Origin of the sequence: Polynucleobacter sp. JS-Mosq-20-D10 (assembly GCF_018687755.1) — a bacterium.
In the GTDB taxonomy this organism is placed as follows: Bacteria; Pseudomonadota; Gammaproteobacteria; order Burkholderiales; family Burkholderiaceae; genus Polynucleobacter.
Map to the genome: position 1 here is coordinate 1,529,446 of NZ_CP061305.1, position 18,927 is coordinate 1,548,372.

19 protein-coding genes are annotated in these 18,927 nt (G+C 46.2%); 12 read left to right on the plus strand and 7 right to left on the minus strand.

The genetic code is table 11. The features are described 5' to 3' along the window. Position 1: 1 nt before the first annotated feature. Positions 2-295 (plus strand): hypothetical protein, encoded by a 294-nt coding sequence (locus FD967_RS07890; protein ID WP_015421612.1) that lies wholly within the window; start codon positions 2-4, stop codon positions 293-295. Between the two features lie 8 nt (positions 296-303). Here FD967_RS07890 and FD967_RS07895 read toward each other — a convergent pair whose 3' ends face one another. Next, positions 304-1,290, minus strand: a complete 987-nt coding sequence (locus FD967_RS07895) for a D-glycerate dehydrogenase (protein WP_215325450.1) — start codon at positions 1,288-1,290, stop codon at positions 304-306. 264 nt (positions 1,291-1,554) lie between these two features. On the opposite strand from FD967_RS07895, the gene FD967_RS07900 reads away from it, so the two are divergent. The 3 genes from FD967_RS07900 to FD967_RS07910 all read left to right on the plus strand — a co-directional run bounded on the left by FD967_RS07900 (position 1,555) and on the right by FD967_RS07910 (position 5,325). After that, positions 1,555-2,670: a TRAP transporter substrate-binding protein gene (locus FD967_RS07900; RefSeq protein WP_215325452.1), complete on the plus strand. Its 1,116-nt coding sequence runs from the start codon at positions 1,555-1,557 to the stop codon at positions 2,668-2,670. Between the two features lie 113 nt (positions 2,671-2,783). Then, positions 2,784-3,452 (plus strand): TRAP transporter small permease subunit, encoded by a 669-nt coding sequence (locus tag FD967_RS07905; protein WP_215325454.1) that lies wholly within the window; start codon positions 2,784-2,786, stop codon positions 3,450-3,452. Continuing rightward, positions 3,445-5,325, plus strand: coding sequence for a TRAP transporter large permease subunit (locus FD967_RS07910; RefSeq protein ID WP_215325456.1), 1,881 nt, complete (start codon positions 3,445-3,447; stop codon positions 5,323-5,325). The genes FD967_RS07905 and FD967_RS07910 overlap by 8 nt, the downstream gene beginning before the upstream one ends. Before the next feature lie 68 nt (positions 5,326-5,393). Here the strand turns inward: FD967_RS07910 and FD967_RS07915 are convergent, their stop codons facing one another. Continuing rightward, on the minus strand, positions 5,394-5,933 hold the full coding sequence (locus tag FD967_RS07915) for a hypothetical protein (protein WP_215325458.1): 540 nt from the start codon (positions 5,931-5,933) through the stop codon (positions 5,394-5,396). A 650-nt stretch (positions 5,934-6,583) separates the two neighbouring features. Between FD967_RS07915 and fdxA the strand changes: the two genes are divergently transcribed. Genes fdxA through FD967_RS07940 form a run of 5 tightly spaced genes read left to right on the plus strand, consistent with a single transcriptional unit; the run spans position 6,584 to position 11,051 of the window. Next, the gene (fdxA, locus tag FD967_RS07920) at positions 6,584-6,907 is read left to right on the plus strand and encodes a ferredoxin FdxA (protein ID WP_215308070.1); all 324 of its coding nucleotides are present in this window, start codon (positions 6,584-6,586) and stop codon (positions 6,905-6,907) included. A 1-nt stretch (position 6,908) separates the two neighbouring features. Next, on the plus strand, positions 6,909-7,952 hold the full coding sequence (locus tag FD967_RS07925) for an NAD(P)/FAD-dependent oxidoreductase (protein WP_215325460.1): 1,044 nt from the start codon (positions 6,909-6,911) through the stop codon (positions 7,950-7,952). Positions 7,953-7,990: 38 nt separating this feature from the next. After that, positions 7,991-8,785, plus strand: coding sequence for a thymidylate synthase (locus FD967_RS07930; protein WP_215301534.1), 795 nt, complete (start codon positions 7,991-7,993; stop codon positions 8,783-8,785). A 13-nt stretch (positions 8,786-8,798) separates the two neighbouring features. Then, positions 8,799-9,296: a dihydrofolate reductase gene (locus FD967_RS07935; RefSeq protein WP_215325462.1), complete on the plus strand. Its 498-nt coding sequence runs from the start codon at positions 8,799-8,801 to the stop codon at positions 9,294-9,296. A gap of 54 nt (positions 9,297-9,350) precedes the next feature. Beyond that, positions 9,351-11,051, plus strand: a complete 1,701-nt coding sequence (locus FD967_RS07940; RefSeq protein ID WP_215325464.1) for an amidohydrolase — start codon at positions 9,351-9,353, stop codon at positions 11,049-11,051. Positions 11,052-11,139: 88 nt separating this feature from the next. Here FD967_RS07940 and FD967_RS07945 read toward each other — a convergent pair whose 3' ends face one another. Beyond that, positions 11,140-12,222, minus strand: coding sequence for a TRAP transporter substrate-binding protein (locus tag FD967_RS07945; RefSeq protein ID WP_215325466.1), 1,083 nt, complete (start codon positions 12,220-12,222; stop codon positions 11,140-11,142). A gap of 65 nt (positions 12,223-12,287) precedes the next feature. Further along, positions 12,288-13,634 carry a metalloprotease PmbA gene (gene pmbA / locus FD967_RS07950; protein ID WP_215325468.1) on the minus strand — a complete coding sequence of 449 codons (1,347 nt, stop codon included), beginning with the start codon at positions 13,632-13,634 and terminating at the stop codon, positions 12,288-12,290. Positions 13,635-13,660: 26 nt separating this feature from the next. Here pmbA and mog point away from each other — a divergent pair, with 26 nt between their 5' ends. Further along, positions 13,661-14,284 (plus strand): molybdopterin adenylyltransferase, encoded by a 624-nt coding sequence (mog, locus tag FD967_RS07955; RefSeq protein ID WP_215325469.1) that lies wholly within the window; start codon positions 13,661-13,663, stop codon positions 14,282-14,284. 72 nt (positions 14,285-14,356) lie between these two features. Here the strand turns inward: mog and orn are convergent, their stop codons facing one another. Next, positions 14,357-14,944, minus strand: a complete 588-nt coding sequence (orn, locus tag FD967_RS07960; RefSeq protein WP_215325471.1) for an oligoribonuclease — start codon at positions 14,942-14,944, stop codon at positions 14,357-14,359. Between the two features lie 15 nt (positions 14,945-14,959). Between orn and FD967_RS07965 the strand changes: the two genes are divergently transcribed. Both FD967_RS07965 and rsgA read left to right on the plus strand, forming a co-directional pair. After that, positions 14,960-16,210, plus strand: a complete 1,251-nt coding sequence (locus FD967_RS07965; RefSeq protein WP_215325472.1) for a M48 family metallopeptidase — start codon at positions 14,960-14,962, stop codon at positions 16,208-16,210. A 22-nt stretch (positions 16,211-16,232) separates the two neighbouring features. After that, positions 16,233-17,246, plus strand: coding sequence for a ribosome small subunit-dependent GTPase A (gene rsgA, locus FD967_RS07970; RefSeq protein WP_215325473.1), 1,014 nt, complete (start codon positions 16,233-16,235; stop codon positions 17,244-17,246). On the opposite strand, the gene FD967_RS07975 is transcribed toward rsgA, so the two are convergent. Further along, entirely contained in the window at positions 17,191-18,150 is a 960-nt protein-coding gene (locus FD967_RS07975) for a CobD/CbiB family protein (RefSeq protein ID WP_215325474.1), read from the minus strand. The two genes, rsgA and FD967_RS07975, sit on opposite strands and share 56 nt — an antisense overlap. Beyond that, the gene (locus tag FD967_RS07980; RefSeq protein WP_215325475.1) at positions 18,147-18,884 is read right to left on the minus strand and encodes a CoA pyrophosphatase; all 738 of its coding nucleotides are present in this window, start codon (positions 18,882-18,884) and stop codon (positions 18,147-18,149) included. Before FD967_RS07980 ends, FD967_RS07975 begins: the two co-directional genes overlap by 4 nt. Positions 18,885-18,927: the final 43 nt, after the last annotated feature.

Genomic DNA, 18,927 nt, shown 5'->3' on the forward strand with positions numbered 1-18,927 from the left:
CATGAAACTCACCAAAAAAGAAATTGCCTTCGTAGATCCAATGCATACTGCCAAAACTCTGGTTTTGGTTTATCTCTGCTTCTCTGTGCCGATTGTGTTGTTAGCCTTATTTGTGGCATTCATCCGTGACGGTGCCATTCCTGGATTTACCGTTCTCTCTGCATTGATTCTGAATGCCCTACTTGGTTTTGCTTTACTGTGGATTGCTTGCAAGGTCTACAACTGGGTCGCAGGTAAATTTGGCGGAATCGAACTTGCTCTTCGCGAGCTCCCAGAAGAAATTGAAGCAGACTAAGTTTTCAGCTAGGCTTTAAATACTTCTGTGTTAATCAAGCTTGGCGGTTTCTTCCCATCAAGCGCCGCTCGCAAATTCTCTACTGCAAGATCCACCATCGCTCTGCGCGTTTTTTCTGTTGCACTCGCAATGTGCGGAGCTAGCACAATATTGCTGCACTTCAGTAACTCTGGATGCACTTGGGGCTCACCCTCGAAAACATCCAAGCCTGCTGCAAAAATCTTTCCACTCTGTAATGCTTGCGCTAAAGCTGCATCATCCACAATACCGCCTCGGGCAATATTCACCAAGGTTGCAGTGGGTTTCATGATGGCAATTTCCGCAGCGGCAATCGTGTGATGATTTTGCGCGGTATAAGGCAGCACTAAAACCACATGGTCGGCAGTTCGCAATAATTCTTCTTTGGAAACATAAGTAGCACCACAAGCTTTTTCATTTGCCTCAGATAAACGACTCCGGTTGTGATAAATGACTTTCATGCCAAAACCGAGTGCGCGCTTTGCAATGCCTTGGCCAATACGACCCATGCCAATAATGCCAATGGTGCTGTGATGCAAATCCATACCAAGCGGGTTATGAACAATAGACCATTTATCCCAATGACCATTTCTGATCCAATGCTCAGATTCTGAAATACGCCTTGCAGTTGCCATTAACAAAGCAAAGCCAAAATCAGCGGTGGTATCGGTTAATACATCCGGAGTATTCGTGGCCATGACACCTGCTGCACTCATCGCAGGGACATCAAAATTGTTATAGCCAACCGCAATATTGGCGACTATTTTTAGATCCTTTGCGTTGAGTAAAGCACTTGCATCTATGCGCTCGCTACCAGTCACTAAGGCTCCAACTACATTGGATAGCTCTTTTTGCAAATCTACTGGTGTCAGAACTTGATCAGCCTGATTGGACCGAACCTCAAAAGATTTCTCCAGCTCCGCCAGTTGATCGGGAAAGATTGCTCTACTTACTAAGACCTTCGGTTTATTGCTCATTTATATCCTTTTGATCTGGCTGCTTACGCAATGCCAAATATATATTTATTCAGTTTAATGATACTTAGACAGTTTAATGTTGAGGTATGGGATGAAATTTAATGCAATGCAACATAAATACCGTCCTAATATCGATAGATTTTTAACTCATTTCCTCAATATTAAGGGGAAACCCCCAATCCCACTCGCACCAATTTGAAGAAACTTTGTTTAAGATTGTGCGGTTAAGAAGTGCTTTCATAATAACGACCACAGGAGATTTAGATGTCAGAAACTAATAACACTAGCCCACGCCGTAAGTTTCTTAAGAGTGCTGCTGTAGGCACTGCCGGTGCAGCTGCAATGGGTTTCCCAATGATTTCAAGTGCACAGACCGTGAACCTGCGCTTCCAATCTACTTGGCCAGCTAAAGATATTTTCCACGAGTATGCGAATGATTACGCAACTAAAGTGAATGCCATGTCAGGTGGTCGACTTAAAGTTGAAGTTCTTCCTGCAGGCTCAGTAGTTAAAGCTTTTGATATGTTGGATGCTGTATCTAGCGGTACTTTAGACGGCGGCCATGGCGTTTTGGCTTACTGGTATGGCAAAAGCCCAGCCTTAGCTCTATGGGGATCTGGTCCTGCTTTTGGTATGGACGCCAATACCCTCTTGGCTTGGAACCAATATGGTGGTGGTCAGCAATTGCTGAATGAGATTTACAGCAACCTCAAGCTTGATGTTGTTTCATTCCCTTATGGCCCAATGCCAACTCAGCCATTAGGCTGGTTCAAAAAGCCAATTGCGAAAGCAGACGACTTGAAGGGCTTGAAGTACCGTACTGTAGGTCTTTCTATTGAGATCTTCACCGATATGGGCGCATCTGTACAGGCATTGCCTGGCGGCGATATTATTCCAGCAATGGACCGTGGCGTTCTTGACGCAGCTGAATTCAACAATGCATCTTCAGATCGCTTACTGGGCTTCCCAGACGTATCTAAGATCAACATGCTCCAGAGCTTCCATCAGTCCTCAGAGCAGTTTGAAATCATCTTTAATAAGAAGAAATACAACTCCTTACCTGCAGACCTCCAGGCCATCCTGTCATACGGAACCCAGGCAGCCTCTGCAGACATGTCATGGAAGGCGATTGACCGCTATTCCAAAGACTTCGCTGAACTCCAAACTAAAGATAAGGTGAAGTTCTACGCTACACCGAAGTCTATTTTGGTTGCCCAGTTGAATGCTTGGGACAAGATCATTGCAGCCAAATCTTCTTCTGACCCGATGTTTAAGAAGGTTCTCGACTCCCAGAAAGCCTTTGCCCAACGTGCTGTTCGCTGGGATTTGCTGGTAAACGTAGACATGAAGATCGCCTACGACCATTACTTCAAAGGCTAAAATGCTTTTATAATGGTGCCAGTATGCATCTTGACCGGACGGCATCCCCGTCCGGTTTTTTTATATTTCCCCAGAGAAATAGATAGTTAAATAGTCGTTTTAGGAGAGTAGTTATGGATAAATTCATGCTCAGAGTCGACGAAATCAGCACCTTTGTAGGTAAAGCGGCTGCTTGGCTTGTCGTTCTACTCATGCTGATGGTCTTCACAGACGTTGTTCGGCGCTATGCATTTAATTCCCCTTCAGCATGGATTGGTGAGTTATCTGTCATGGCATATGGCACCTTATTTATGATGTGCGGTGCATATACCTTGGCACAAAATGGTCACGTTCGCGGTGACTTCCTGTATGGCTCAATGAAGCCACGCACGCAGGCAACACTGGATTTAATTTTGTACATTACCTTTTTCCTTCCAGGAATCGCTGCCTTGGTTTATGCCGGCTATACCTATGCCGCAGAATCCTGGCGCATTGGTGAGCACACTACTCAGATTGCAAACGGTCCGCCGCTCTATCCATTCAAAACTATTATTCCGGTTGCTGGAGCCTTTGTGCTCTTGCAAGGCGTTGTTGAGATCATGCGTTGCGTTATTTGCCTGAAGACTGGTGAATGGCCTGAGCGCTTAAAAGACGCCGAAGAAATTGATGTGATTGAGCAGCAATTGGCTTCCTCAACCCACGTCGATGACGAAGCCCGTCAACTCGCAATCAAAAATGCCAAATCAATCGATGAAGCAGCACACAATCGTATTGGCCAAACTAAAGAGATAAATCATGAGTGATCCAATTCTTGGCCTAGTAATGCTGGGCTTGATTATTGTCGTAATCATGCTGGGCTTCCCAACAGCCTTTACCCTGATGGGCTTAGGCATGATGTTTGGTTTTGCAGCCTTCTACGATCCTTCCCAAAGCTGGGCTGCAAATAAAGTTTTTACCCTGATGGTGCAAAGAACTTTCGGCGGCATGACTAACGACGTCTTGCTATCCATTCCACTCTTTGTATTAATGGGTTATGTGATGGAACGAGGGGCGCTGGTAGATAAGATGTTCTACAGTATCCAACTAGCATTCCGTCGTGTACCAGCCTCATTAGCAGTTGCTACTCTGATTGTTTGTACCTTCTGGGGTATTGCAAGCGGTCTCGTTGGCGCTGTGGTTGTTCTCATGGGAGTGATCGCCATGAAACCAATGCTGAATGCAGGCTACGATACCCGTCTGGCTGCCGGCGTTATTACTGCCGGCGGTACCTTGGGTATTTTGATTCCGCCTTCAGTCATGATCATTGTGTACGCAGCCGTTGCAGGCCAGTCCGTTGTTAAGCTCTACGCCGCTGCAATGGTGCCAGGATTCTTCCTTGCCTTCTTGTATTTGGTTTACATCATTGGCTGGGCTTTAATTAATCCTAAGGTGGCTCCCAAGCTGCCCGCCGAACAACTGATCGTGCCAGTTCCTGCTCCCATTCATTTCTTGCGTGAGAACTATTCCAGCAATATGTTGGTTGCCTCATTTAAGGCTTTGTTCTCTCCGGCTAAATTATTGAATGCGCCAGCAGAGGCAAGACTCTCCTTTGGGAAGATTTTTAAGAATGTGCTGGCCGCATTAACTCCGCTTATCTTAGTTGCAGTCACCATGTGGGGTGTGTGGTGGTATGTCATGATTCATCAACAAGCTGCAAAAGATGCCTTGAACGTACCAGTAGCAACCCAAGTTGCTAAGGCTAGTACTAGCAGCGCTGCTGCACCAGTGGAAGAGGAGCTCGTAGCGATTGATGCTATCTCAACCAAGATTAAATCTAAAGAGGTTGAAGAAGATGCGCCTTTGGTTGCATTGGATGCAGCTTCTGGTGATGATCCAATTGAGGCTGGGGCGGTTGCTGAAGCCGACAATGGTCCGCCAGAAAACTTCGAGCTGTATTTTGGCTTGACTTGCGTGCTCTTTGGCTTACTACTGGTTTACTACTACCTCAAGTTCGATGAGGAGCAGTTTGAAATTCTCAAGCTACTGATTGAGTCGGTGATGCCTTTGGGCGTCCTAACACTCTTAGTTCTAGCGGTGATCTTGCTGGGTATTACTACTGCTACAGAATCGGCGGCAGTAGGTGCGATGGGTGCTTTCATTCTGGCACTTCAAGCCGGTACATTAGACTTTGAACGTACTAAGCAGGCCGTGTTCTTGACTGCAAAGACAACCTCTATGGTGTGCTGGTTGTTTGTAGGCTCAGCGCTATTCTCAGCTGTGTTTACTATTTTGGGCGGTCAGTCGATCATCGAAAAATGGGTGCTTATGCTAGACCTAACACCAATTCAGTTCATGCTGCTCTCTCAAGCAATCATCTTCTTCTTAGGATGGCCTTTAGAGTGGACTGAAATTATTGTGATTTTCGTGCCGATCTTCTTGCCCTTGTTGGCTCACTTCAATATCGACCCACTGTTGTGGGGTACCTTGGTATTTGTCAACTTGCAAGCTGCATTCTTGTCACCACCCGTTGCAATGTCCGCCTTCTATCTCAAAGGGGTTTCGCCACCAGGCGTTACCTTAAATCAGATTTTTGCTGGCATGATGCCTTACATGTTCATCGTGATTGCCTGCATGGCATTTATGTATGTATGGCCAGGAATGACTCTGTGGTTACCTAAATTCCTATATGGAGGTTAAGAGGCATTAGCTTTATCAAAGGAAAAAGCGCTCAAATTGAGCGCTTTTTTTATCCGATTTCATTTACATCAAGTGGATTGTTTTAGTAGCTCGCTATTGGTCTTGCCCAAAGCAAGCGTAAATAAACCTTGCCAGTAGTTAAATGAGGCCAGCTCATCTTCATCTAACTCCATCTCAATAAAAGCTGGGTGACGGATTAAGGAAAGCCAGATTCGGCAAAACATCTTATCTTCTAAACGAGAGGGCTTACTAACAAAAGGGATTTCTTCTAAATTAGGGATGATGTCATAGGCATCCTCCTGATTTGCCATCTCTTGCTTATCCCTACTCAAACGCATCATCTCCAGCATCACCCTACCCAGCTGATCGTAGTGCCCTTCCCAGCAAATAGGCGTTGAGGCAATTTCTTTGGTCTTCTCTAAATACTTCCTCGCAAAAATACTCCAAGCCTGTGCCAAATCAAACTCTGTTTTTACCTTAGCATTTTGTAAGCTAGTAGGTAGGTTCGATGCCTTCATTAACTCTAGATTACGATCGCCTCCAAAGGTGTAATCAATAATCAATAATGGCTTTTCTGTTTTATCGATCTTCAGCCGATACTCTTCCATGATCTGCTCTTTCATAATTAAAGTGATTAATCGGAATAACTAAAGTTTACCTACTTCATAACAGGGGATCTGACTTTCTAGCGCCATATGGATAAAGGCTATTTTCAATGAAGGGCGCTCTACAGGGGGCTCTGAAGCATAATCGATCAAGCTCCCCCAGCATATGCTGGTGCTCATTTTTATTACCAGCCAATCAATCGCTTGGCATCGAAGCCGTGACCCTCTTTTATCAGAAACTCTAGAGCAGATCATTCGACTTTCTGGGCAATGGTATGTACCCACTCTGTAGCGATTCCAGAGCATTTAACAAACATTTGCCCCTAAAGGTCCTTGCCGCAAGGGGTGAGTACAACATAGACGACACCGCCCATAACCCTCTCTTAACTAAATTGGTGATCCAAGGTGTTCAATAGTTTGGCACCAAAAAACCACCAACATGAACTGCCGCACCACCAATAATCAATATTTGCATCAAAAAACCGCTTTTTAAGTCATTTATAGCCAATAGAATAAATTGGATTAACTAAAGCCTTCTAATGAGGGTTCGCCCCAAGCAGAAATAAGGGGTTTGCCTAAAAGAGAGGCTATTTCAGCTAAAATCACCTTTTACAATTAATTTCCCAATCTTGGGTCTCTTGAAATAGAACGCCATGACTTACGTTGTTACTGAAGCCTGTATCCGTTGCAAATATACTGATTGTGTTGATGTCTGCCCAGTCGATTGTTTTCGCGAAGGCCCTAACTTTTTAGTGATCGATCCAGATGAATGTATCGATTGTGCAGTCTGCGTTCCAGAGTGCCCAGTCAATGCCATTTATGCGGAAGATGATGTGCCAGGAGATCAACAATCTTTCATCAAATTAAATGCAGATCTTTCTCCAGGATGGACGTCTATCACCAAATCCAAAGCAGCACTTCCTGATGCGGATGAGTGGAAAGACGTTAAAAATAAAATTGATCAACTGGTAAAGTAAATTGCACCCCCCCATTGAAACCGATGCAGTCATTATTGGCGCCGGTCCGGTGGGGCTCTTCCAAGTCTTTGAGCTTGGTCTCCTAGAAATTAAAGCGCACGTCATTGACTCCTTGCCCGAGGTAGGAGGTCAATGTATCGAGCTCTATCCAGATAAACCGATCTATGACATTCCGGCAATTCCGGTTTGCACAGGTCGTGAGCTCGTTAGCAATCTTCTAAAACAAATTGAGCCATTTGCGCCACAGTTTCACTTAAATCAAGAGGTCTCCACCCTTGAGAAGCAGGCTGATGGCCGCTTCCTGATTCGCACATCCCTAGATCAACTTTTTTTGAGTAAGTCGATTTTTATTGCTGCTGGCGTTGGTGCATTTCAACCACGCACACTCAATCTTGATGGTATCGAGGCTTTTGTCGATCAACAAGTTTTCTATCGCGTCAGAAATCCCGAGCAATTTGCAGGCAAGCGTATGGTGATTTGTGGTGGTGGAGATTCCGCCTTGGATTGGGCATTGCATTTTGCCGATCAAGCGGCAAGTGTGACACTCATACATCGCCGAGATGAATTCAAAGCAGCACCTCAATCCGTCGCCAAGATGCGCGCCCTTTGTGCTGCCGGCAAGATGCAACTCATCATTGGACAAATTACAGGCATTGAGTCCTCCGGTGGCAAGCTTACTGAAATTGCTGTCACCAACACTGATGGCGAAGTTCAATGTATTGCCTTGGATGCACTTTTATTGTTTTATGGACTCTCCCCCAAATTAGGCCCAATCGCTGACTGGGGATTAAATCTCGACCGAAAGCAAATTAGCGTAGATACAGCCTGCTTTCAGACTAGTACTCTCGGCATATACGCTGTGGGGGATATTAATATCTACCCAGGCAAGAAAAAACTGATTTTGTCAGGCTTTCATGAGGCAGCCTTGGCAGCCTTTGCTGCAGCCGCCTATCTGGCTCCAGAAAAGCAGATTCAACTCCAGTACACCACCACATCGCCAAAGCTTCATAAAGCGCTCGGGGTCAGCTCATCGGCATTCGAGTAAGCTCTTAATATCACTGAATTATTTGACTGAATAAACCCATGCGTCAATACCACAATCTCATGAAGGAAGTCCTTGAAAAGGGCGTCCAAAAATCCGATAGAACCGGCACTGGAACTATTTCCATCTTTGGTCATCAGATGCGCTTTAATCTGGCCGAGGGCTTTCCGATGGTCACGACTAAGAAATTGCATCTCAAGTCCATCATTCTGGAATTGCTCTGGTTTCTCAAAGGCAGTACCGATAACAACTGGCTTAAAGAGCGCGGCGTTTCCATCTGGAATGAATGGGCAGCACCAGATGGGGATCTAGGTCCAATTTATGGTTACCAGTGGCGCTCGTGGCCTGCGCCTAATGGTCAGCATATTGACCAGATCGCCGAAGTTGTAGAGACCCTGAAAAAGAATCCTGATTCGCGTCGCATTATTGTTTCCGCCTGGAACGTAGCTGATATTCCTCGTATGGCTTTGGCACCTTGCCACGCCTTCTTTCAGTTTTACGTTGCTGATGGCAAGCTATCCTGCCAACTCTATCAACGTAGTGCGGATATCTTCTTAGGCGTACCCTTCAATATTGCTAGCTATGCCCTACTGACCCACATGATGGCGCAGCAGTGTAATTTAGAAGTGGGTGACTTTGTGTGGACTGGCGGTGACTGCCATCTTTATAGCAATCACTTAGAGCAAGTCGATCTACAGCTATCGAGAGATTTCTTCCCGCTACCCAAGCTCAATATTTTGCGCAAGCCCGACTCCATTTTTGATTACGAATTCGAAGATTTTGAAATCGCCGGCTATGAATCCCATCCCGCCATTAAAGCCCCTGTAGCCGTTTAAGAAATTAGATCTCATGCCGACAAATAAGCACCCCGCCATCTCGATGATTGTTGCCCGCTCACGTAATCACGTGATTGGCAAGGATAATCAAATGCCTTGGAAGATTTCCGCTGATCTGCAGTTCTTCAAAAAGGTAACGATGGGTCACCCTGTCATCATGGGGCGTAAGACTTGGGAGTCCATAGGCCGCCCTCTTCCGGGGCGTCGCAATATTGTGGTGAGTCGCAATACTGATCTCAAGTTGACTGGTGCGGAAGTAGTGAACTCCCTAGATGCAGCACTCGCCACTTTGAGTGAATCCCCGCGCGTATTTGTGATTGGTGGAGAGCAGCTCTTTACTCAAGCCTTCCCTAGAGCGGATCGCCTTTTCATCACTGAAATTGATATAGACGTAGGCGGTGGTGATACTTTCTTTGAGGTGCCCAATCAATCCGAATGGAGAGAAGTGGAGCGTACTCCGGCATCTGAGGGTGAAATTACTTTTCATTTCATTACGCTTGAGCGCAAATAAAGATACTGCCCCACACGCCATCTGTCTTTAATCAGTTTTAAAAAGGAAGTGTCCATGAAATTTTCATCAAAATTACTTTCCACTCTATTAATAGCCCAATGCGCCTTTGTTTTTGCAAAAAGTGAAGCAGATGCGATTTTTTATGGTGGCGATATTGTTACGATGAATAAATCACAAGCTACTGCAGAGGCTGTTGCAGTTCAGGATGGAAAAATTCTGAAGGTCGGGTCTCTGGCTCAGCTCAAGACTTTACAAGGGCAAGGTACAAAGCTGATTAACTTGAATGGGCAAACCTTAATGCCTGGTTTAGTTGAGCCACATGTGCACATCATAGGTACCGCATTTTCGGAAGAGATTTTTCTCAATCTCTCTAATTTCACAATGCCCCATGACACCTTAGATAGTCTGGTAGCGAAGCTAACTGCGTACAGTAAAAAATTTAAAGATGGTGAATGGATTAATGCCTTTGGCGTTGACCCATCTAGAACAGAACCATTTATGTCTGAATTAACTGCAGACATATTGGACAAGGTATCCACCACCAAGCCCATCTTTGTTATGAATCAAAGTATGCATATTGCTTACGTCAATCATAAGGCTCTAGAAATGGCAGGATTAACTGATTCCAGCCCAGATCCTAAGGGTGGTAAGTTACTTAAAGATAGTAAGGGGCGCTTAACTGGTGTAGTTTATGAAGCGCCTGCTTTTTATCTATTCCTCGATAAGATGCCACCGCCCACTCAAGAGGTAGTTGAACAAGCTGTCGCTAAAGTTGGCCAACGACTGGTCAGCAAGGGCGTCACTACTTCAGCAGAAATTACTGTTGGTGGCTACCTTGGCGTTGATAAAGAATATGCCCTGTTTAATGCAATGACCCAAAGTGGCAAGCTTCCAGTTCGGGTGAGGGGCTATATGTATTCAAATGCATACCCAACTACGAACAATAAGTACAAGCCAGGGCAAGGTGATGACACCTTTAAATTGATTGGCGTCAAAATTGTGGCTGATGGCTCCAACCAAGGTTTGACAGGTGCCATGAGTAGGCCGTATGACTACCCAGCCGGTACAAGCAATACGGGCACCCTCAACTTCACTGAGCAAGAACTTTATGATCTTGCAAAACCCAGATTTGATGAGGGCTGGCAACTCTCCGTTCACTCAAATGGCGATAAGTCGATTGAGCAGACTTTGAATGTTTTTGCGAAGTTAGTCACAAAACCAGCCGATGCTAAAACCAGATTAAGGATTGAGCACTTTACTGTACCAACTGAAGCGCAGATTGATAAAGCAGCAAAGCTTGGGGTTGTTCCCGGCTTTACCATTGGACATACCGACTACTGGGGTGAGGCGTTTCATGACCACCTCTTGGGAGCCGAACGAGCAGATCGAATTGATCCCAGCGCCAGCTTAATTAAAAGAGGTATGCGTTTTGCATACCATAGCGACTCTCCTGTCTCACCGATTCATCCACTCAAGTACGCCTCCGAAGGTGCTGCTCGCTTATGGCAAGTCTCACCCCAAAAGGTGCTGAATCCAAGCCAGAAGATTTCCATCAATAATGCTCTAAAAGCCATCACGATTGATGCAGCTTATCAGCTGAAAATGGATGACAAGATTGGATCGATTGAGGAAGGCAAATACGCTGACTTCGCTATCGTGAATCGGAATCCAATGAAAACGGATGCCTACAAAATTAGAGATATTGCAGTGAATGAAACCTGGGTTAATGGAAGACAGGTATTTAAGAAACAGTAAAAAATTTCATCTATCTTTTATAAGAAAAACCACCCTAGGGTGGTTTTTCTGTATCTGCAGCTAAAGTTTTGCACTCACAGATTCGACTCTAAAGCTTCTTAGCAAAACTGTATTGGGAGAACGCTTGCTCGGCAACATTGAACCACTGCGCTTCCATGTTTCTGAACACTCGATAGTCTTCGAAGATTTTCTTGAATTGGGGATTCTTGGCGGACTCTTCGGCATAGGTTTCTTGACTTGCCTTAAAGCAGGCATCCATCACAGAGGTATTGAACTTACGCAATACCGCGCCGCCTTGGACTAAACGCTGTAGCGCTGGTGGATTTAAGGCATCGTACTTGGCGCACATATCAACATGTGCCTCAAAGCAAGCAGCTTCCCATGCTGCCTGATATGAAGGTGGCAATGAATCCCATTGCTTCTTATTCACCAGGAATGAAAGCCCAGCCGCACCTTCCCAAAATGCAGGGTAGTAATAGTTTTTAGCCACTTTAGCTAAACCCAACTTCTCATCATCATAGGGGCCAACAAATTCAGCGGCATCAATCGTGCCTTTTTCTAGTGCTGAGTAAATTTCACCAGCAGGTAGCTGTTGTGGCACCACACCTAACTTTGTAAGCACTTGCCCTGCAAAACCAGCGATACGGAATTTGAGTCCTTTGAGATCTTCAGGAGATTTAATTTCTTTACGAAACCAACCGCCCATCTGAGTACCAGTTTGTCCGCCTAAGAAATTAACGATGTTGTAGCTAGCGTAGAGCTCACGCATCAGCTTCATACCATTGCCGTGCAACATCCAGGCAGTTTGCTGGCGTGCTGTCATACCAAAAGGTGCTGCTGTATCAAAAATAAATGCGCTATTTTTGCCTAAGTAGTAATAGCTGGCAGTATGGCCACACTCCACAGTGCCGTTTTGAACAGCATCCAATACTTGCAGGGCTGGAACGACTTCACCAGCGGCAAATACTTTGACATTAAACTTACCATCAGTGGCTTTGCGCAAAGCGCTGGCAAATACTTCTGGGGTGCCAAATAAAGTATCTAAGGATTTCGGAAAGCTAGAGACCAAGCGCCAATTTAAAGTTGGCAAACTCTGTCCAATCGATGGTGCCGCCAATGCTGCTGCACCTGCACCGATAGTGGCTTTCTTTAAAAAGGAACGTCTTTGCATCGTCTTATCCTCCAAAATAGTTTTTTTCTGATTGATGTTCTCTGTATTTTTATGATGTTGTTGATTTACTTTCCACCAACAGTCATTGACCCAATCAGGATGGAGCCTGTCTCCTTGGTACCTCGAATTAGTGTGTCACTACCAATCATCTGAATATCCATCAACATATCTCGCAGGTTACTGGCAATCGTAATGCCCTCAACCGGATATTGAATCTCGCCGTTCTCTACCCAGTAACCAAAGGCACCGCGAGAGTAATCACCAGTGACGTAGTTCACGCCCTGCCCCATGAGCTCAGTAACCAGCAGACCCGTACCCATTGCTTGTAAGAGCGCTGGTAGTCCGCCCTTTGGCGTCTTGCGACTTTGTAATGTCAAATGATGTGAGCCTCCGGCATTACCAGTAGTCTTCATTCCAAGTTTTCTAGCGGAATAAGTGGACAAGAAATAGCCTTGCAAAATCCCTTTTTCAACCACAGTTCTCGCCGAAGTCTTCACACCTTCTTCATCAAAAGGTACGCTTCCTGTCATTGCCTTGATGTGAGGGTTTTCAAAAAGGCTGACATGCTTTGGTAATACTTGCTTACCTAAGCTATCCAATAGAAAACTGGATCGACGATATAAAGCACCACCAGACACTGCTTGCACTAATCCGCCTAATAGACCAGCAGCCAAGGGGGCTTCGAAAATGACTGGGCAACGGCGAGTACTTAGCGATCTTGCCTTAAGACGTGAGAGTGCACGTTCTGCTGCATATTTACCAATTGCAGCCGGATCAGCCAACTCCCCTGGAATACGTGAGCTGGAATACCAATCATCTCGCTGCATGAGTGACTTTTTGCCACCCTCATTTGCGATGGGTGCACAAGAAATATAGTGGCGTGAGAATGGGTAGCCACCCATAAATCCGTGACTGGTTCCCATCATAAAATGCGCATGATGTGCCGATACCGAGGCACCATCACTATTTTGAATTTGCTTACTCACCGCAAAGGCAGCGCCCTCAGCAGCGCGCGCAATATCGATTGCCGTTGCCGAGTCCAAATCCCACGGATGAAATAAATCGAGATCTAGCGGATGTTTTTCGAGAAGTTCTTTTTCAGCAGGACCAGCACACAGATCTTCCGCCGTATGTTGAGCAATATGATAAGCAGCCTCTACGGTCGCCTTTAAGGAATCCTTGGAGAAATCACTAGTGCTGGCATTACCTCGACGATGGCCTAAAAATACCGTTACGCCAACTTGTTTGTCTAAGCTTTGCTCAATCGTCTCGACCTCGCCTTTGCGAACGGTAACTGAGAGACCTTGGCCTTCAGAAACCTCGGCCACAGCATCCGAGGCACCCCGTCTTTTGGCTTCTGTGAGCATAAAATTGATGATTTCTTGAAACTGATTTGATGTGTGTGTAAACATGTCCTAATAATAGCTAGAATAGAAACATGAAGCATACCGAAGCTCGAAAAAGATCCTCCCCCAACGAAATCAAAATTGGCCTCATCTCCATCTCCGATAGAGCGAGTAAGGGCGTTTATACCGATGAGGGCATTCCTGCCCTGCAATTGTGGCTACAAACCGCCATTAGTACCGCCTGCGTCTTTCATGAACGCCTGATTGCGGATGAGCGAGAGGTTATTACCGAAACGATCGTGGAGCTCACCGATGAGCTGGGCTGTGATTTAGTCCTCACCACAGGCGGCACAGGCCCTTCTCGCAGAGATGTCACCCCTGAGGCCACAAATGACGCTGGAACCCGGGAAATGCCTGGATTTAGCGAGCAAATGCGTCAAATTAGCCTGCGCTTTGTACCGACGGCGATTTTGTCACGTCAGACCGCAGTTTTACGAGAAATCGAGGGGCACACCGCCCTCATCATCAATCTGCCAGGTCAACCCAAATCCATCAAAGAAACCCTTGAAGGTTTGAAGGATGCCGAGGGTAAATCCATCGTTCCAGGTATCTTTGCTGCCGTCCCCTACTGTATCGACCTCATCGGCGGCCCTTATATCGAGACCGACGAAACCATCGTAAAAGCTTTTAGACCCAAGAGTGCCATCAAGAAATAAGGTGAGCAATAGTTTGGGAGAATGAGAAAAGGGTCTAGTAATAGACCCTTTTCTGATTACGGATGCTGTAATTTATTCCGGCAAAGGCACGATGAACTTTTCTCGGTAGTACTTGAGTTCTTCAATAGATTCCTCAATATCGGCCAAGGCGGTATGCGCTTGCTTTTTGTTGAAACCCTTCACTAACTCAGGATGCCAACGCTTGCAGAGCTCCTTGAGTGTTGAAACGTCAATATTTCGATAATGAAAGAACGCTTCTAGTTTTGGCATGTACTTCGCCATAAAACGTCGATCCTGACCAATCGTATTGCCACACATTGGCGCGATACCAGGCTTAATGTATTGCTTCAGAAAAGTAATGCATTGAGCTTCAGCGGTGGCTTCATCCGTTGTTGAGGTCTTGACCTTGTCAATCAGGCCAGAGCGCCCGTGAGTGGCCTTATTCCAGGCATCCATGGCATCTAATAAGGCATCTTCCTGACGGATTACCCAAACCGGAGCGGTAGCGATGGTGTTTAGGTGCGCATCAGTCACGATCATAGCAATTTCTAAAATGCGCTCTTTTTCGGGGTCTAGGCCTGACATCTCCATATCCACCCAAATCAGATGCTCATTGGCTGGCGCCGCCTTTGGTGTTGAAATACTTGTTTTTTCACTCATATCTATAATCATCTCATGACATTCACAATTGTTTTTCTAATCGCCTTCATCGCCAGCTTTGGTCTACGCCACTGGTTATCCCAACGCCAAATTCGGCACGTCGCCATCAACCGCGATGTGGTGCCTGCTGAGTTTGCATCTCAGATCTCTTTGGCCGAACATCAAAAGGCTGCCGACTACACGATCGCCAAACTGCGCCTGGGTATTTTAGAGAATGGCGTCAGTGCAATTATCCTAATCGGCTTCACGCTGTTGGGTGGTTTACAGATTTTAAATCTATCCCTTCTGCAGCTATTAGGTGAGGGCATTGCTCAGCAAATGGCTCTACTGATCTCCATCGTCTTGATCTCCGGAATTCTTGACCTACCCTTCTCTTGGTACAAACAGTTTTACCTGGAAGAGCGCTTTGGCTTTAACCGCATGAATGCCAAACTCTTTTTTAGCGATATGGTCAAAGGCTTGGGTGTTGGTGGCGCGATTGGCGTCCCCCTCCTCTGGGTCATCCTCAGCCTAATGGCTCAAGCAGGTGACTTTTGGTGGCTGTGGGCTTGGGGTGTACTCACTGTATTTAGTCTATTAATGCAGTGGATATTTCCGACCTTCATCGCACCGATCTTTAATAAGTTTCAAGCACTAGAAGAAGGGCCACTGAAAACTCAAATTGAGGCCTTATTAAGTCGCTGTGATTTTGCCAGCCAAGGTTTATTTGTGATGGATGGTAGCAAGCGCAGTGCTCACGGCAATGCATTTTTTGCAGGCATGGGCAAAGCGAAGCGCATTGTCTTTTTTGATACCTTGATTGAAAAGCTCAATCCCGGCGAAGTAGAGGCCGTCCTAGCTCATGAGCTTGGTCACTACAAGTGCAACCATATCCGGAAGCGTCTGCTAGTTTCCTTTGCCATGAGCTTTCTGACATTTGCACTCTTGGGGTGGATCAGTACCCAGCCATGGTTCTACAACGATCTGGGTGTGATGCCCAACCTGAATGGCTATAACGGTGGTTTAGCTTTAGCACTCTTCATGCTCGTTGCACCAGTGTTTAGTTTCTTCCTGACGCCGCTATCCAGCTTGGCATCACGCAAACACGAATATGAAGCAGATGGTTTTGCTGCAGATAAATCCTCTGCGAGTGATTTAATTTCTGCCTTAGTTAAGCTCTATCAAGACAATGCGTCAACCCTAACACCCGATCCGATCTATACCGCTTTTTATAGCTCGCATCCACCTGCTCCATTGCGTATTGCCAATCTCAAGCGATTTAACTAGGTAATTTGGAATTGTTTAATTAATGGAACAATTTCATGCACTACTGACTGCCTCCTATGGAAGGCATTATTTAGCGCAGCGCTTAGTTCAAGACGGGCGTGGAAATGAATCCCCTGCCGGCGAATTGATTCAAGTTAGCACTCCGGCGAAACAGCACATTGGTGCCGTGGGTGATCGCATGTTGCTGGAGATGACTTCGGTTGATCAAGCGCGGATTATTCGCATTGAGCCACGAGAAAATTTGCTCTATCGATCCGATGCCTTTAAAAGCAAACTCATTGCCTCTAATGTCGATCAAATATTAGTTGTACTAGCTACGCAACCGGCTTTCTCGCCCGATCTTTTGGGAAGAGCGGTTGTTGCCGCAGAGACCAATCAAATTGGTTTGCATATCTTGCTGAACAAATGTGATCTTAAGGATAACTTGGAACATGCTCGCAAGATCATTGCGCCTTATGCTCGCATGGGATACCCCGTTACTGAAGTATCAGCCAAATTTGATCAAGCCTCCATTGAAGCATTGCGTTATGCCATTTGTGGCAAAGTATCTGTGTTCGTAGGTCAATCTGGCATGGGTAAATCCAGCTTACTGAATGCCTGGGTTCCTAATGCAGCAGCGATTACTCAAGAGTACTCAGTACGTTTGGATACCGGCAAACACACCACCACTGCTTGCCGCTACTTTGAACTGCCCGAGACTTGGGGACGCGATGCTAGCGGCAAATTAGGCGCTTTAATTGATTCGCCAGGCTTTCAGGAGTTTGGCTTGGCACACATGTCGGTTAGCGAGCTAGAGCATGCCTTTAGGGAGTTTCATGACCTGCTGGGCAAGTGCCGCTTTCATAACTGTGCGCACCAATCAGAGCCAGATTGTGCAATACGAGAAGCTGTCGAAAAAAATGAAATAGCTCCAGAAAGACTGGCGCTCTTTAGACAATTGCGTTCCGACTCAAAGACTGCCGATACGCAGATTCAGGGCATTAGCCAAGCCAAAGAGCGATGGTCAGCATTAGCAATAAAGCCATCCAAGCGATAACTAAACGCCACACCAAGCCGACGGCGGAACGCATTGTGCGCTCATTTGGCTCTAGACCCACTTCGTAAAAAACCGGCTCGCCAGCTTCGGCCATACGCAAAGCTTCATCGCTATCAGGCTCACTCATGGGCTCGCCTAAGCGAACACCTAAGGCACCACTTCCAGATGCCAAGATCACTGCTGACAGAGAGTCAGACCATTTACCAGTCAGGTGACGCCACGCATAGACAGCGCCTTCGAAATTACCCACAATTGCAAAGCCCATTGCAGTGATGCGTGCAGGCACCCAATCCAATACATAGAAGAAATGGCGTGCTGACTCACTCAAATTAAAGTCGCCTTTTTCTGACCAGCGCTGAGCAGCAGTATCAGCTAAGCGATACAACACTACGCCTGCAGGACCCATGGGCATTAAGAACCAGAACAACACACCAAATACATGGTGATGTGAGCCAATGATGGCACGCTCCAATGCAAGTGAAATCACTTCAGTCTCGGTGAGCTCAGAAGCATCTAATTCAGGGCCATACCACTCAGCTAGCACTAAGCGAGCTGCTGGCAAATCATGATTTGCAATTGCCTCATGCACTAGCGTGAAGGAATGACTAAATTGGCGAAATCCAAAAAATAGATAAGCAATGAATACGTTCCACAGGAATCCCAAAATCGGGAAGGTCACCATGAAGACAACATACAACACGAAGACCAGGAATGTTGGCAGGATAAACGCCACCAAGCAGGCCATACGCGCACCCACAGGACTTGCACCTTGCTCAGTCTTTCCACCGAATTCACCAGCAACCCAATCAAGCCAGCGAGCGCTCATGCGAGCGATCCAATGGTTCGAGGTTACTGGGCGATATTGCTCAGCAATGAGGGCGAAGAGGATAGAAAAGAAAGTCATACTTTTAATAAATGATAAAGGTTACGTAACATTCCAGCAGTAGCGCCCCAGATAAAACGATTCTCATAGGGTATTGAATAAAACCGACGACGACCCTGATCACTCTCCCAGACCCGTACTTGATGATTTGCAGGGTCCATTAAAAAATGTAAAGGCACCTCAAAAACATCCGCCACTTCAAATGCATCTAGTGCATATTCTGCCTGAGGTTTTGCCAAGCCCACAACCGGCGTCACACTATAGCCCGAAACCGTTAAATATTGAGGTAAATGGCCAATGATCTCAACCCCCTGCGGATTCAAACCAATTTCCTCTTCACTTTCTCGTAAAGCGGTGTGATTGGGATCGAAATCACTCGGATCCATTCGTCCACCCGGGAAGCTAATCTGACCAGCATGGTCGTGCAAATGATCGGTTCTTTGGGTTAGCAACACAGAGAGCCCATCACTCTTTAGGAGTAAGGGGATTAACACGGCTGCCCGGGTCACCTTTCCAGCAGCCTGACGCTTGGAGATAATGTCTGCAGCAATAACGTGCCGATTCTCATCAGTAATCTCTGGCTGCCAAACAGGAGGATTCTGAAAGCGATGCTTCAGGCTGGATGGATCTAAATGATGAGCCATTACTTTGGGCTGATCCGTACAAACCTCATAAATTGGAATCGCCTGCGCATCAAAATTCAATGGCGTAGCAATACTCAATTCCGTCTCTTGGGGTTTGAAATTCTTTGGCATCTGTTTTTATTTTAGGGCAATAAAAAAGGCAGCCTAGGCCGCC

What these genes read in the sequence shown, in the direction of transcription:
- mog (WP_215325469.1), top strand. Translation starts at nt 13,661, where the DNA reads ATGAAGCATACCGAAGCTCGAAAAAGATCCTCCCCCAACGAAATCAAA.
- FD967_RS07945 (WP_215325466.1), bottom strand. Translation starts at nt 12,222, where the DNA reads ATGCAAAGACGTTCCTTTTTAAAGAAAGCCACTATCGGTGCAGGTGCA.
- FD967_RS07910 (WP_215325456.1), top strand. Translation starts at nt 3,445, where the DNA reads ATGAGTGATCCAATTCTTGGCCTAGTAATGCTGGGCTTGATTATTGTC.
- pmbA (WP_215325468.1), bottom strand. Translation starts at nt 13,634, where the DNA reads ATGTTTACACACACATCAAATCAGTTTCAAGAAATCATCAATTTTATG.
- FD967_RS07915 (WP_215325458.1), bottom strand. Translation starts at nt 5,933, where the DNA reads ATGGAAGAGTATCGGCTGAAGATCGATAAAACAGAAAAGCCATTATTG.
- FD967_RS07940 (WP_215325464.1), top strand. Translation starts at nt 9,351, where the DNA reads ATGAAATTTTCATCAAAATTACTTTCCACTCTATTAATAGCCCAATGC.
- FD967_RS07905 (WP_215325454.1), top strand. Translation starts at nt 2,784, where the DNA reads ATGGATAAATTCATGCTCAGAGTCGACGAAATCAGCACCTTTGTAGGT.
- FD967_RS07890 (WP_015421612.1), top strand. Translation starts at nt 2, where the DNA reads ATGAAACTCACCAAAAAAGAAATTGCCTTCGTAGATCCAATGCATACT.
- rsgA (WP_215325473.1), top strand. Translation starts at nt 16,233, where the DNA reads ATGGAACAATTTCATGCACTACTGACTGCCTCCTATGGAAGGCATTAT.
- orn (WP_215325471.1), bottom strand. Translation starts at nt 14,944, where the DNA reads ATGAGTGAAAAAACAAGTATTTCAACACCAAAGGCGGCGCCAGCCAAT.
- FD967_RS07980 (WP_215325475.1), bottom strand. Translation starts at nt 18,884, where the DNA reads ATGCCAAAGAATTTCAAACCCCAAGAGACGGAATTGAGTATTGCTACG.
- FD967_RS07895 (WP_215325450.1), bottom strand. Translation starts at nt 1,290, where the DNA reads ATGAGCAATAAACCGAAGGTCTTAGTAAGTAGAGCAATCTTTCCCGAT.
- FD967_RS07975 (WP_215325474.1), bottom strand. Translation starts at nt 18,150, where the DNA reads ATGACTTTCTTTTCTATCCTCTTCGCCCTCATTGCTGAGCAATATCGC.
- FD967_RS07900 (WP_215325452.1), top strand. Translation starts at nt 1,555, where the DNA reads ATGTCAGAAACTAATAACACTAGCCCACGCCGTAAGTTTCTTAAGAGT.
- fdxA (WP_215308070.1), top strand. Translation starts at nt 6,584, where the DNA reads ATGACTTACGTTGTTACTGAAGCCTGTATCCGTTGCAAATATACTGAT.
- FD967_RS07965 (WP_215325472.1), top strand. Translation starts at nt 14,960, where the DNA reads ATGACATTCACAATTGTTTTTCTAATCGCCTTCATCGCCAGCTTTGGT.
- FD967_RS07935 (WP_215325462.1), top strand. Translation starts at nt 8,799, where the DNA reads ATGCCGACAAATAAGCACCCCGCCATCTCGATGATTGTTGCCCGCTCA.
- FD967_RS07930 (WP_215301534.1), top strand. Translation starts at nt 7,991, where the DNA reads ATGCGTCAATACCACAATCTCATGAAGGAAGTCCTTGAAAAGGGCGTC.